This is a genomic window from Solilutibacter silvestris (assembly GCF_002895945.1).
Lineage (GTDB): Bacteria > Pseudomonadota > Gammaproteobacteria > Xanthomonadales > Xanthomonadaceae > Solilutibacter > Solilutibacter silvestris.
This window is the reverse complement of record NZ_NPZB01000002.1, coordinates 832,532-845,001: the sequence shown is the minus strand read 5'-3', so window position 1 is coordinate 845,001 and position 12,470 is coordinate 832,532. Positions and strand designations below refer to the sequence as shown.

Annotated in this window: 12 protein-coding genes and 1 other RNA gene; 4 read left to right on the top strand and 9 right to left on the bottom strand. The window is 64.9% G+C overall.

The window, feature by feature from the left end:
* Positions 1-28 precede the first annotated feature (28 nt).
* The 5 genes from dnaJ to hrcA all read right to left on the bottom strand — a co-directional run bounded on the left by dnaJ (position 29) and on the right by hrcA (position 5,553).
* Positions 29-1,156, bottom strand: coding sequence for a molecular chaperone DnaJ (gene dnaJ, locus Lysil_RS11530; RefSeq protein WP_103075709.1), 1,128 nt, complete (start codon positions 1,154-1,156; stop codon positions 29-31).
* On the bottom strand, positions 1,153-1,758 hold the full coding sequence (locus tag Lysil_RS11525) for a TMEM175 family protein (protein WP_103075708.1): 606 nt from the start codon (positions 1,756-1,758) through the stop codon (positions 1,153-1,155). Before Lysil_RS11525 ends, dnaJ begins: the two co-directional genes overlap by 4 nt.
* Positions 1,759-1,832: 74 nt before the next feature.
* Positions 1,833-3,770: a molecular chaperone DnaK gene (gene dnaK / locus Lysil_RS11520; protein ID WP_103075707.1), complete on the bottom strand. Its 1,938-nt coding sequence runs from the start codon at positions 3,768-3,770 to the stop codon at positions 1,833-1,835.
* A gap of 113 nt (positions 3,771-3,883) precedes the next feature.
* Entirely contained in the window at positions 3,884-4,354 is a 471-nt protein-coding gene (gene grpE, locus Lysil_RS11515) for a nucleotide exchange factor GrpE (protein ID WP_425477176.1), read from the bottom strand.
* Positions 4,355-4,482: 128 nt separating this feature from the next.
* Positions 4,483-5,553: a heat-inducible transcriptional repressor HrcA gene (gene hrcA / locus Lysil_RS11510; RefSeq protein ID WP_103075705.1), complete on the bottom strand. Its 1,071-nt coding sequence runs from the start codon at positions 5,551-5,553 to the stop codon at positions 4,483-4,485.
* A gap of 81 nt (positions 5,554-5,634) precedes the next feature.
* On the opposite strand from hrcA, the gene recN reads away from it, so the two are divergent.
* A complete protein-coding gene (recN, locus tag Lysil_RS11505; RefSeq protein WP_103075704.1) occupies positions 5,635-7,311 on the top strand; it encodes a DNA repair protein RecN in 1,677 nt (558 codons plus the stop codon).
* A gap of 348 nt (positions 7,312-7,659) precedes the next feature.
* Here the strand turns inward: recN and fur are convergent, their stop codons facing one another.
* Entirely contained in the window at positions 7,660-8,067 is a 408-nt protein-coding gene (gene fur / locus Lysil_RS11500; protein ID WP_103075703.1) for a ferric iron uptake transcriptional regulator, read from the bottom strand.
* 102 nt (positions 8,068-8,169) lie between these two features.
* Here fur and Lysil_RS11495 point away from each other — a divergent pair, with 102 nt between their 5' ends.
* The gene (locus Lysil_RS11495) at positions 8,170-8,580 is read left to right on the top strand and encodes an outer membrane protein assembly factor BamE (RefSeq protein WP_103075702.1); all 411 of its coding nucleotides are present in this window, start codon (positions 8,170-8,172) and stop codon (positions 8,578-8,580) included.
* A gap of 1 nt (position 8,581) precedes the next feature.
* Here Lysil_RS11495 and Lysil_RS11490 read toward each other — a convergent pair whose 3' ends face one another.
* Positions 8,582-8,887, bottom strand: coding sequence for an RnfH family protein (locus Lysil_RS11490; RefSeq protein WP_103075701.1), 306 nt, complete (start codon positions 8,885-8,887; stop codon positions 8,582-8,584).
* A complete protein-coding gene (locus tag Lysil_RS11485; protein WP_103075700.1) occupies positions 8,884-9,321 on the bottom strand; it encodes a type II toxin-antitoxin system RatA family toxin in 438 nt (145 codons plus the stop codon). Before Lysil_RS11485 ends, Lysil_RS11490 begins: the two co-directional genes overlap by 4 nt.
* A 38-nt stretch (positions 9,322-9,359) precedes the next feature.
* Here Lysil_RS11485 and smpB point away from each other — a divergent pair, with 38 nt between their 5' ends.
* Positions 9,360-9,878, top strand: coding sequence for an SsrA-binding protein SmpB (gene smpB / locus Lysil_RS11480; protein WP_103075699.1), 519 nt, complete (start codon positions 9,360-9,362; stop codon positions 9,876-9,878).
* A 7-nt stretch (positions 9,879-9,885) separates the two neighbouring features.
* Here the strand turns inward: smpB and Lysil_RS11475 are convergent, their stop codons facing one another.
* Positions 9,886-12,042 carry a CHASE domain-containing protein gene (locus Lysil_RS11475; RefSeq protein ID WP_103075698.1) on the bottom strand — a complete coding sequence of 719 codons (2,157 nt, stop codon included), beginning with the start codon at positions 12,040-12,042 and terminating at the stop codon, positions 9,886-9,888.
* 48 nt (positions 12,043-12,090) lie between these two features.
* On the opposite strand from Lysil_RS11475, the gene ssrA reads away from it, so the two are divergent.
* Positions 12,091-12,444, top strand: a transfer-messenger RNA (tmRNA) gene (gene ssrA, locus Lysil_RS11470).
* Positions 12,445-12,470: the final 26 nt, after the last annotated feature.

The following is a 12,470-nucleotide window of genomic DNA, read 5'->3' as shown; positions in this document are numbered from 1 at the left end:
TTCGTGACAGCCGGACACCGCCTTCCGGTCAGGACACCATCCGGTCCCAGAACCCCTTGACGCCATCGACGAAGGTGCTGTGTTTCGGCGAGTGCTTGCGCGCGCCCTCGCCAACGAAGGTGGCTTCGAATTGCTCCAGCAACTTGCGTTGCTCAGTGGTGAGGTTCACCGGCGTCTCGACCACCGCCTTGCAGTACAGGTCGCCCTCGCTGCGGCTGCGCACCGACTTCACGCCCTTGCCACGCAGGCGGAACACCTTGCCGCTCTGCGTTTCGGCCGGGATGCGGATCTCGGTATCGCCCTTCAATGTCGGCACGCGCACCGTGTCGCCCAAGGCTGCCTGGGTGATGCGGATCGGCACTTCGCAATGGAGGTCGTCGCCATCGCGCTGGAAGATCGCATGCGGCCGCACGTGGATCTCGACATAGAGATCGCCCGGTGGTGCCCCGGCCGGTCCGGCCTCGCCCTCGCCCGCCAGGCGGATGCGGTCGCCGTTGTCGACGCCCGCGGGCACCTTGATGTCGAGGGTGCGTTCGCTGTGGACGCGGCCATTGCCATGGCAGGCCGGGCACGGATCGACGATCACCTGGCCGCGACCCTGGCATTCCGGGCACACTTGCTGCATGGAGAAGATGCCGCGCTGCATGCGGATCTGGCCATGCCCCTTGCAACTGCCGCAGGTCTCAAGCTTGCCGTCAGTCGATCCGCTGCCGTGGCATTGCGCGCATTCGTCGAGCATCGGCAGGGTGATGCGCTGTTCCACGCCATTCACCGCATCCTCGAGGTCGAGCTCCATCGCATAGCCGATGTCGGCGCCGCGACGCGGGCCGCGCTGGGCACCGCCACCGAAGATGTTGCCGAAAATGTCGCCGAAGATGTCACCGACATCGTGGTATTGCGGGCCACCGCCGCCATTGCCGCCCATGCCGTGCTCGAACGCGGCGTGGCCATATTGGTCGTAGGCGCGCCGGCGTTGCGGATCGGACAGCACCTCGTAGGCTTCCTTGCATTCCTTGAACTGCGCCAGCGCCTCGGCATTGCCGGGGTTGCGATCGGGATGGTGCTTCATCGCGCAACGGCGATAGGCTTTTTTCAGCGTGTCGTCGTCTGCGGTGCGGGCGACGCCAAGGGTTTCGTAGTAGTCGTGCTTGCTCATGCTTCGTGATGCTTCATCAGTTGTTGTTCGATGCGACGGTCGGGGACGAACCACACGATCGCCACCAGGATGTAGAGGATGCAGGACACGATCGGCGCGACGAACGCCAGCGCGATGCCTGCGAGGTAGAACAGCGGAGAAATCTTCTCCTTCCATGCACCGTGCTCGCCGCCGAGCGCGCGCCCCAGCGTGCCATCGCGACCGCCATTGCAGGCGATCAGGGCACGCCCGAGCGGAATCCACGACAACGCCGCCATCAGCAACACGAAGCCGTACATCGCGATCGGAACCGGTGCCGGGAACGGATGCGATTCGTTGACCCAACTGGTCACGAACGGAAACAGCGACAGCCAGAACAGGAAGAACAGGTTGGCCCACATCACGCGGCCGTTGATGCGCTGCACGGCGTGCAGCATGTGGTGGTGATTGTTCCAGTAAATGCCGACATAGATGAAGCTCAGCACATAGCTCATGAACACCGGCGCGTTCGCCAGCAATGCCTGCAGTGTCGGCTCGTGCGGCGTCTTCAACTCGAGCACCATGATCGTGATGATCACGGCGATCACCCCGTCACTGAACGCCTCAAGCCTGCCCTTGCCCATCACGCCTCCGACTCATGAAAAGGCGCCGCACCTCTTGCGAGGCCGGCGCCCGGTGTGCATCCGCGCCCGATCGATCAGGCCTGCTTGCCGTCGTCCTTGACTTCGGTGAACTCGGCGTCGACCACATCGTCGCCACCGCCATGACCCGGCTGTGCGCCAGCATGGCCACCCATGTCCGGGCCGGGCGACTGGCCAGCGTTGGCCGCGGCGAACAGCGACTGCGCGGCCTCTTCCAGCACCTTCGAACGCGCTTCGATCTGGCCCTTGTCGTCGCCCTTCATCGCCGCTTCGACGTCGGCGATCGCGGCTTCGGCGCGACCGATGGCCTCGCCCGGCAGCTTGTCGCCATGTTCCTTGATCGCCGAACGAGTGGCGTGCACCAGGCCATCGGCCTTGTTGCGCGCTTCGATCAACTCATGGAACTTCTTGTCTTCCTCGCGGTTGGCCTCGGCGTCCTCGACCATACGCTTGATCTCGTCCTCGGACAGGCCGGAACCGGCCTTGATCTCCACGCGCTGTTCCTTGCCGGTCTTCTTGTCCTTGGCGCTGACATGGAGGATGCCGTTGGCGTCGATGTCGAAACTGACTTCGACCTGCGGCATGCCGCGCGGCGCCGGCTCGATCCCGGTGAGGTCGAAGCGCGCCAGCGACTTGTTGTAGCGGGCCTGTTCGCGCTCGCCCTGCAGCACGTGCACGGTCACGGCCGACTGGTTGTCGTCGGCGGTGCTGAACGTCTGCGAGGCCTTGGTCGGAATGGTGGTGTTCTTCTCGATGATCTTGGTCATCACGCCGCCCAGCGTTTCGATGCCGAAGCTCAGCGGCGTGACGTCGAGCAGCAGCACGTCCTTGACGTCGCCGGCCAGCACGCCGCCCTGGATCGCCGCACCAATCGCGACGGCTTCATCCGGGTTGACGTCCTTGCGCGGTTCCTTGCCGAAGAACTCGGCCACCGCCTGCTGCACCTTGGGCATGCGGGTCTGGCCGCCGACCAGGATCACCTCGTTGATGTCGCTGGCCTTGAGGCCGGCGTCGTTGAGCGCGGTGCGGCACGGCTCGATGGTTTTCTTGACCAGGTCATCGACCAGCGCTTCGAGCTTGGCGCGCGTCAGCTTGATGTTGAGATGCTTCGGGCCCGAGGCATCGGCGGTCACGTACGGCAGGTTGATCTCGGTGCCCATCGCGGTGGACAGTTCGATCTTGGCGCGTTCGGCGGCGTCCTTCAGGCGCTGCAGGGCCAGCGGGTCCTTGCGCAGGTCGATGCCCTGCTCCTTGTTGAACTCGTCGACGAGATAGTCGATCACGCGCTTGTCGAAGTCTTCGCCACCCAGGAAGGTGTCGCCGTTGGTGGCCAGCACTTCGAACTGCTTCTCGCCGTCGACCTGCGCGATCTCGATGATCGAGACGTCGAAGGTGCCGCCGCCAAGGTCGTACACGGCGATCTTGCGATCGCGGGAGTCGTTCTTGTCGAGACCGTAGGCCAGCGCGGCCGCAGTCGGTTCGTTGATGATGCGCTTCACTTCCAGCCCGGCGATGCGGCCGGCGTCCTTGGTCGCCTGGCGCTGGCTGTCATTGAAGTAGGCCGGCACGGTGATCACCGCTTCGGTGACCGTCTCTCCGAGATAGGCTTCGGCGGTCTTCTTCATCTTCTCCAGCACCTTGGCCGAGACTTCCTGCGGCGCCATGGTCTTGCCGTCGGCCAGTGCCACCCAGGCGTCGCCATTGCTGTGCTCGACGATGGCGTACGGCACCAGGTCGAGATCCTTCTTGACTTCGGCGTCGGTGAACTTGCGGCCGATCAGGCGCTTCACCGCGAAGAAGGTGTTCTTGGGATTGGTCACCGCCTGGCGCTTGGCGGCGGCGCCGACCAGGACTTCGCCATCCTTGGTCCAGGCGACGATGGAAGGCGTGGTGCGGTCGCCTTCGGCGTTCTCGATCACGCGGGCTTTGCCGCCTTCCATGATGGCGACGCAGGAATTGGTGGTGCCGAGGTCGATGCCGATAATCTTGCCCATAGTGTCTTCTCTCTATGATTTCAAATTGGGAGTGCCGACGTGCCGTCGAAGCTTGCTAGCTAGATGGGTGCCGGGCCCGGGCTTTCAAGGGTTGAGCTGCCGATTGGCCGGGTTCAGTCGTGCGGGGACACGACCACCATGGCCGGCCGCAGCAACCGGTCGTTGAGGACGTAGCCCTTCTGGAACATCTGCACGATCGCGCCCGGAGGCACGCCATCGGCGGCCTGCTGGGTCACCGCGTTGTGGTGTTCCGGATTGAAGGCATCGCCCTTCTTCGGCGCCAGTTCCGCCAGGCCATTGCGCTCGGCGACCGCGTGCAATTGCTTGAGGGTGAGTTCGAGGCCAGCACGGAGCGGATCGTCGGCGGCAGCGGCAGCCAGCCCGGCTTCCATGCTGTCGAACACCGGCAGCAGATCGGCCAGCAATTTCTCGTTGGCGAAACGGCGGGCGTTGTCGACATCGCGGGCCATGCGCTTGCGCTGGTTCTCGAGATCGGCGCGCTCCAGCAGGAATTGCGCACGCAATTGTTCCAGTTCCGCGCTCAGTGCCTCGGCGCGATCATCGTCGCCGACGGCAGCGCCCATGTCGGCTATCTGCTCGGGCGACAGGCCATCGTGCAAATCTTCGGGATTGGGGGTTTCCGTACTCATGTTCCTGCATCACCTCGTCGCCAGCGGTCGTCCAGTTTGACATGCGGCAGGCAGCCGGAAAATCAAGAGCCGCGGTCCTGCCCCAATGCCTCGCCGAGCAGGCCCGCCGTCGCCTGCACCAGCGGGATCACCTGGTCGTAGGCCATCCGCCGTGGCCCGATCACCCCGAGCACGCCCAATACCCGGCCGGCATTGCCGTAGGGCGCGGCGACCAGCGCCATGTCGTCGCCCATCGGCGCCAGCCCGGTTTCCTCGCCGATGAAAATGCGCACGCCTTCGGCATGCAGGGTGCGATCGAGCAATTGCAGCATGTCGCGCTTGCGCCCGAAGGTTTCGAACAGGTCGCGCAGGCGGGCGATATCGGCCAATTCCTGCACGCCCATCAGCTTGGTGTGGCCGGCCATCACCAGTTCGGAATCGCCGCGATCGTCCACCGCGTGCTCGTCGATGGCCAATTCGGCCAGTTCCAGCGCCTGCGACATCAGCACGTGCAATTCGTCGCGGGCAGCGCGCAATTCCGCCAGCAACTGGCGCTTGACCTGGGCGATCGGCAATCCGGCGAAATGGGCGTTCAGGTAATTGGCGACCCGCTCCAGTTCGCCCGGGTCGTAGGCCTTGCCGGTGCGCACCACGCGGTTCTGCACCTCGTTGTCGCTGAAGACCACGATCGCCAGCACCTCGTCCACGCTGAGGGCAACGAATTCGATGCGACGGAACGGCACGCTGGCCCGGCGTTCGGCGCTGACCACGCCGACGAAGTGGCTCATCGCCGAGAGCAACTCGCCGGCATTGCCGAGCAACTGGCGCGTCCCGGCGTGGGACGGCAATTCCTCGCGCAAGCGGCACAGCTCGGGATCGCCCAGCGGCTCGACCTGCAGCAGCGAATCGACGAACACCCGGTAGCCCTGCGCGGTCGGCACCCGTCCCGCCGAGGTGTGCGGCGAGGCCAACAGGCCGAGATCCTCGAGATCGCCAAGGATGCTGCGGATGGTCGCCGGACTGATATCCAGCCCGGCGTGGCGCGCCAGCGTGTGCGAACCCACCGGCTCGCCGTCGTGGATGTAGCGGCCGATCAGCGTCCGCAGCAGTTGCCGCGCACGGGGTTTGAGTTCGCCTGAGTGGTCGGTCGCCATGCCGTCGATATACGGGCGGGCGGCGCGGCTTGCAAGCGTCGGGTCTCGGTGAATGCGACGACTACCCCTAGAATCGACACCATGCTGCAGCGCCTGACCATTCGCGACTTCGCCGTCATCACCGCCACCGAACTGGAATTCCGAGGGGGAATGACCGTCATTTCCGGCGAAACCGGCGCCGGCAAATCCCTGCTGGTGGACGCGCTGGGCTTCCTCTCCGGCGAACGCGCCGATGCCGCGATGGTCCGCCATGGCAGCGAACGCGCGGAACTGCAGGCCGAATTCGCGCTCGCCGATGCGCTGGCCGCGCAGGCGTGGTTGCGCGAACAGGAACTGGACGATGGTGGCGCTTGCCTGCTCCGCCGGGTGCTGCGCGCCGATGGCGGATCGCGGGCGTGGATCAATGGTCGCGCGGTGACGCTGGCGCAGCTGACCGAACTCGCCGGATTGCTGGTGGAAATCCACGGCCAGCACGCCTACCAGTCGTTGTTGTCGAAGCCGGCGCAACTCGTCCTGCTCGACAACGTCGGCAAGCACGATGGGTTGCTGGCGAACGTCGCCGCCTCGGCGCAGCGTTGGCGGGCACTTCAGCGCGAACGCGAACTGCTGACCGCGCGCGGCGATGTCGCCGATCGCGTCGCCCTGCTCCAGCATCAATTGCAGGAACTCGAACGCGATCCGCTCGAAGCCGACGCGGTGACCGAACTCGCGACCCGCCATCGCCGCCTGGCCAACAGCGCTGAACTGATCGAGGCCACCGGCCATGCCTCCACGCAGGTGTTGGGAGATGACGCATCCGCGGGCGCGCTGGCGCTGGTGCATGCCGCGCGCGCCGCATTGGCACGGGTGATCGATGCCGAACCGCGCCTCGCCGAAGTCGATGCGATGTTCGATGCTGCCGCCATTCAGCTCGACGAAGCCACCGCCCTGCTCGACCGCATCCGCGACGACAGCCAGCTCGATCCTTCAGCTTTCGAGCAGCTCGACCGCCAGCTCGCGCGCCTGCACGATCTCGCCCGCAAGCACCGCGTCGCCCCCGATGCGCTGGCCGCTGTGCGCGAACGGATCCGCGAGGAACTGGCCGGGCTGGAACACGCCGACTCGCGGCTGGATGAACTCGATGGCGCGATGGCGCAGGCCGCAGGCGAGTGGCAACAAGCCGCGACATCATTGACCGCTGCACGCCGCGCGACGGCCAGCCATCTCGGCACCGAAGTCTCGCGATTGATGGGCGAACTCGGCATGTCCGGCGGATTGCTGGAGATCGCGCTGGAAGTGCAACCCGGCTCCACGCCCGATCCACACGGTGCCGAACGCGTGGAGTTCCTGGTCACCGCCAATCCCGACCAGCCGCCGCGACCATTGCGCAAGGTCGCTTCCGGCGGCGAGCTGTCGCGGATCGCGCTGGCGATCGAAGTGGCCGCACTCGATGGCGACAGCGTGCCGACGATGGTGTTCGATGAAGTGGACAGCGGCATCAGCGGCCCGGTCGCGGCGGTGGTCGGTCGCCTGCTGCGCCAGCTCGGCAAGCGCTGCCAGGTGATGTGCGTGACCCATCTGCCGCAGGTCGCGGCGCACGGCCATCAGCACTATCGCGTCAGCAAGTCGGCGGATTCGGGCATCACGCAAAGTGCGCTCGACACGCTGGATGCGCAAGGTCGCACGGAAGAACTGGCGCGCCTGCTCGGCGGCGCGACGGTGAGCAAGGAAGCGCGCAGCGCGGCCCGCAAGCTGCTGGAAGATGCGAACGCGGAGTGATTGGCACGCGCTGGCTGGCGTGGGCGGCAGACCCAATGCGCGGGACGCCGTGAATCCGTCCATGGAGGCTCGACTCGGCATCCATGCCTCGTATGCCCGCGCATCAGGCAGACCGCCCACTGGCCGCGCGCGTGTTGTGGCGGCTCGCCAAAGAGCGACAGCACGAGCGTGTTGTGACTTCATCGCAGCGAAGAAACGCTCCAACGCCCGGCAGCGCCTGCGCGGTGGGTCCCTATGGCCGACCATTCCGCCGCATGGATGCGGCGGCTGAGCCTACATGGATGTATTCACGGCGTGTCGGTCATAGGGGCACCCAAGCGGGCGCACGCCGGGCGCGAGGAGTTCCGCCTACTTCTGCCCCACCTTGCGCACATACAACACCAGCGCGTGATCTTCCAGCGCATATCCGTGCTTCGCCGCGATCTCGCGCTGCAGCGCCTCGATTTCCGGTGACGTGAACTCGATGATCTTGCCCGTCTCCACATCCACCATGTGATCGTGATGGGTGCCGCGATCCAGCTCGTACACCGCGTGGCCACCCTCGAAATTGTGCTTCAGCACCAACCCCGCGCCCTCGAACTGCGTCAGCACGCGGTACACCGTCGCCAGCCCGATGTCGTCGCCAGCCTCCAGCAACGCGCGATAGATCTCCTCCGCCGTCATGTGGCGCGGCTTGGCCCGCTCCAGCAACTCGAGCACGCGCAGGCGCGGCTGGGTCACCTTGAAGCCCAGGCTGCGCAGGTCGCGGGTTTCCATCACATTCTCCGTTTCGGGTGGCTGAACCGTTCCCGCCAGCGCACGGTGCCGGCAGGACGGGGACGTGTATCATCCTCGAATTCCACGCCGCCTTCCGTTCACATGCGTACATTCCTGCTTGCCAGCCTCGCCGCCATCGCCCTCACCGGCTGCCTCTATCGCCAGCCCGTATACCAGGGCAACCTGATGGAGAAGACCAAGGTCGAGCAGCTGCAGGCCGGCATGTCCAAGGAACAGGTGGGCCAACTGATCGGCCTGCCGTCGATCCAGGATCCGTTCCACCACAATCGCTGGGACTACACCAGCACCGAACGCGTGGGCCGTACCGGCAAGACCCAGATCAAGAACTTCACCGTCTACTTCGAGAATGATCTGGTGACGAAGTGGGATGGCAACTACTTTGCCGAGCAGGACGAACAGCTGGCGAAGAATGCCAACAAGATATTTGGCCAAAACCTGCGCAAGGACAAGAAGAAGAACGGCGGCGGCGACAGCAGCGACAGCGGCGAGTAAGTCAACGTACGCCGCGGCGCTCTTTTCGGGCGGCGTCGCGCTGGATCTCGGCACGCGCGCGACGCGCAGCCTTGGGATCGATCTTCAAACCACGCAACAGCTCCACGCGATCGCCATCGACGAGGACGTGACGCGCCGTCACCCGCTGGCCGAACACCGCGACACCGGCGATCTCTTCCAGCGACTCGAATCCCGACGCGGCGATCGCGTCTTCGACATGCGCACCAGCCGGTAGCTCCAGCACACGGCGTTCACTGCGATGCGGCCACGCCACGATAATTTCGACCTTGATGGCATCGGCCTTCATGGCGTTCCCGCCTTGTTCGCCGCGCGGATGAAATCATCGACCATGCGATTGGCGAGGTTCTGCAGGCCCAACGCCAAAACCGGACCCAGCAGCGACGAGGCCGGCTCGAAGCGCAATTCCAGCGTCACCTTGCAGGCATGGGTATCGAGCGGCAGGAAGCGCCAATGGCCTTCCAGCGTCTTGAACGGGCCATCGACCAGGCGCATGTCGATGCGCTGCGGGCGCTCACTGCTGTTCTCGGTCTTGAACCATGTCTTGAAACGCCCCAGCCCGACATCGAGTCGCGCAACGTAATGCCCATCGTCCATGCGTTCGACGTCGGCGGCCTGGCACCAGCCGAAGCGCTCGGGATAGTGTTCCGCGGCATCCACCAGGTCGAACATGGTCTCGGCGGAATGGGCCACGAGGGCACTGCGTTCGATGGTCGTCGTCATGTCGGCTGCGGCGCGGCTGCAAATGCGACAATAGGCGCATGAGCAAGACTGCGGATCAGAAGAAATCGCCCGGGAAAGGCGGCAAGGATAAGGCAAACGGCGGCACGATCGCGCTGAACAAGCGCGCGCGCCACGAACACCACCTCGAAGAGCGCGTCGAGGCGGGCCTGGCCCTGCAAGGCTGGGAACTGAAGGCGATCCGCGCGGGCCGCGCCAACATTGGTGATGGTTACGCACTGGTGAACCATGGCGAGATTTTCCTCGTCGGCGCGCAGATCACCCCGCTGATCCAGGCCTCCACCCACGTCATCGCCAATGATCGCCGCGAGCGCAAGCTGCTGTTGCATCGGCAGGAGATCGACCAGTTGATGGGTCGCATACAGCGCGATGGCTACACGCTGGTTCCGACCGCGATGTATTGGAAAGGCAACAAGGTCAAGCTGGAAATCGCCCTGGCGCGCGGCAAGCAATCACACGACAAGCGCGAGGCCGACAAGGAACGCGACTGGAACCGCGAGAAACTGCGGGTGATGCGTCGGCACAACAAGGACGCGTAAACCTTCCTCATACGTGATAGTCATCGTGATCCACCGGCACGTCCGGCAAGGTGAAGATGAAGCGCGCGCCGCGATCCACCTCGCCCTGCGCGTGGATCGTGCCGCCATGGCGCTCGACGATTCGCCGCACCGTGGCCAGCCCGATGCCGTGACCGGCGAATTCCGATTCGCCATGCAGGCGCTGGAACGGCTGGAACAATTTTCCGGCATAGGCAGGCTCGAAGCCGACGCCATTGTCCTCGACGAAATAACTGCCCTGGTCGCGGCCGAAGTGGATGCGCGCCGGATCGCGGCCCTGGGTGAACTTCCAGGCATTCCCGATCAGGTTCTGCATCAGCGTCCGCACCAGCGACGGGTCGCCCACCACCTCCAACCCCGGCTCGATCTCGACCTCGAAATTGCGTTGCGGGTCGGTGGCCGCGAGTTCCTCCACCACATCCTGCGCCAATGCCGAAAGATCGATCGGGTGCCGCTGCAGCTCGCCGCGACCGATGCGTGAAATCTTCAGGATCGCGCCGATCAGATCGTCCATCCGGCGCGCGCCATTGCGAATCCGTGCCAGGTAGCCCTGCGCGACATCATCGAGCACAGTGGCATGGCGTTCGGACAATAACCGGCTGAACCCGTCGATGGCCCGCAACGGTGCACGCAGGTCGTGCGAGACACTGTAGGCGAAGGTTTCCAATTGATGGTTGGCTTCACTCAATTCGCGGGTACGCGCATCCACGCGCAATTCCAGCGTGCGGTTGAGCGCGCGGATACGGGCTTCGTTGCGGACGCGCTCGGAGATGTCTTCCGCCTGCACCAGCAGCTTGACGTCGACGCCGTCCCCCTGCGGAATCTTGCCGTAGACCAGCGACACATGCCGCAACTCGCCATTGCGGCGGGCGAAGCGACGGATTTCCTGGCGCATTCCGTTCTGTTCGCCCTGCTCCGCCGGGCCAACACTGCCTTGATCCAGCAGGTCGGAGAAATGCGTTCCGCGCAACGCATCCGCCCCGAGTTCGAACAACTGCGTGAACGCGGGATTGACCTCGACGACGCGAGCCTTGTCGTCGAGCAATGCCATGCCGATGCCGGAATGCACCATCGCGCTGCGGAACAACGCTTCGCTGCGGGCCTGGGCCCGTGTCATGTCGCGGGCCAACACCTGCGCACGCGCCTGCGTCCGCGCCAGCAGGAAGGTGATCACGCCGGCCGCCAGGGCCAGTGGCAAGCCGCCCCACAGCACCCACGCGCTGCGCTCGATGCCGACGTCGGCGTCGCCGAAGAAGTCGAGGCGCAGGATGCGTCCATAAAGGGGAACGCTTCGGGAAATCAGCTTCCACGCGCCCCTGCCCGTCAGGCCGGGATCCTCCGCGATCACCAGTTCCCTGCGGGTATCGGTTTCATCACTGATCCGCAGCTTCATCTTGCGGCCGACCGACTTGACGGTCATGTCGAGGAACTGCTGCACGCGGAACGGGATGTAGACCCAGCCGTTCATTTCGGCCCTGCGCGCGGCAACCGTCATCGGGCGCACGCCACCGCGATACACCGGGGTATAGAAGATCATGCTTGGCACGGCCGTCGTGTCACGGTACAGCGTGACCGGGCCGGACAACCAGGGCCGCCCGCTTTCCATGGCGCGCTGCATGGCTTCGTGGCGCGTCGCTTCGACATACATGTCCAAGCCGAGGAGCTTCTCCTGCCCCGGTCCCGAGGTTGCGAGAAAGAGCACCGGTGCATATTCCGCGCGGACACCCCATGGCCGGATGCTGATCAGTTCGCCGGTCCGATCCCGCCAATCCTGCTGGAAGCGCGGCAGATCGGCGCGATTGATATACGGGCCGTAGCCGATGCCGAGTACGGCCGAATAGCGCTGCCCCAGGTCAAGGCCGGACACATAGCCCTGCCACTGGTCAGCGGTCGGCAACGTGTTGCCGGAGATCAGGGACGCACCGCCGCGCATGATCAGCTCCATCGCGTCCAGGCGCTGCTTCACCAGCGATTCCACCAGTACCGCCTCGGAATTCAACTCGACCATCGACTCGCGCTGGGCGATTGCCTGCTCGTTGCGCCAGACCAGCAGCACCATGACGGTCGCGCAGATCCACGCCAGCACGCCGAACAGGACCGGCGCCTGCTGGTTGAAATGGTCGGCGGCTTCATTCTGGCTCGGCATTCAGGGATTCTGCCCTATACTGGTTTGGTCTAGCGAGACAAAGTTCCCGGGGATGCACTGGATTCGACGGGGGTTGCGAAATCGCTTGGCGCATGCCGAGGGGGTAGCTTTCCTCGTTAATCCAGCTGCAAAAACTCAGACGCCAACGACGACGTCTACGCTCTGGCCGCTTAAGGCCTAGCCCCGAACCCACTTGTGCCTGTGCTCGTGGATGTAGGGTCATCATCACAGGATCGTGGCCGGCGGCGACCCGTCAACCGGCTCCTAAAACAAAGCGGGTGTGGATGAAGGTGTGCCTCGCACGGTGTGTTGCCTTCATTCGAGATCAAACACCGGGCTAAGCATGTAGTGCCGGGCATGGAGTGCCTTCGGACGCGGGTTCGATTCCCGCCATCTCCACCAAACTGATCGCCCCGGACCCGCAAGGT

What these genes read in the sequence shown, in the direction of transcription:
- dnaJ (WP_103075709.1), bottom strand. Translation starts at nt 1,156, where the DNA reads ATGAGCAAGCACGACTACTACGAAACCCTTGGCGTCGCCCGCACCGCA.
- smpB (WP_103075699.1), top strand. Translation starts at nt 9,360, where the DNA reads ATGAGCAAGACTGCGGATCAGAAGAAATCGCCCGGGAAAGGCGGCAAG.
- Lysil_RS11475 (WP_103075698.1), bottom strand. Translation starts at nt 12,042, where the DNA reads ATGCCGAGCCAGAATGAAGCCGCCGACCATTTCAACCAGCAGGCGCCG.
- hrcA (WP_103075705.1), bottom strand. Translation starts at nt 5,553, where the DNA reads ATGGCGACCGACCACTCAGGCGAACTCAAACCCCGTGCGCGGCAACTG.
- Lysil_RS11485 (WP_103075700.1), bottom strand. Translation starts at nt 9,321, where the DNA reads ATGACGACGACCATCGAACGCAGTGCCCTCGTGGCCCATTCCGCCGAG.
- dnaK (WP_103075707.1), bottom strand. Translation starts at nt 3,770, where the DNA reads ATGGGCAAGATTATCGGCATCGACCTCGGCACCACCAATTCCTGCGTC.
- Lysil_RS11495 (WP_103075702.1), top strand. Translation starts at nt 8,170, where the DNA reads ATGCGTACATTCCTGCTTGCCAGCCTCGCCGCCATCGCCCTCACCGGC.
- fur (WP_103075703.1), bottom strand. Translation starts at nt 8,067, where the DNA reads ATGGAAACCCGCGACCTGCGCAGCCTGGGCTTCAAGGTGACCCAGCCG.
- Lysil_RS11490 (WP_103075701.1), bottom strand. Translation starts at nt 8,887, where the DNA reads ATGAAGGCCGATGCCATCAAGGTCGAAATTATCGTGGCGTGGCCGCAT.
- recN (WP_103075704.1), top strand. Translation starts at nt 5,635, where the DNA reads ATGCTGCAGCGCCTGACCATTCGCGACTTCGCCGTCATCACCGCCACC.
- grpE (WP_425477176.1), bottom strand. Translation starts at nt 4,354, where the DNA reads ATGGGCGCTGCCGTCGGCGACGATGATCGCGCCGAGGCACTGAGCGCG.
- Lysil_RS11525 (WP_103075708.1), bottom strand. Translation starts at nt 1,758, where the DNA reads ATGGGCAAGGGCAGGCTTGAGGCGTTCAGTGACGGGGTGATCGCCGTG.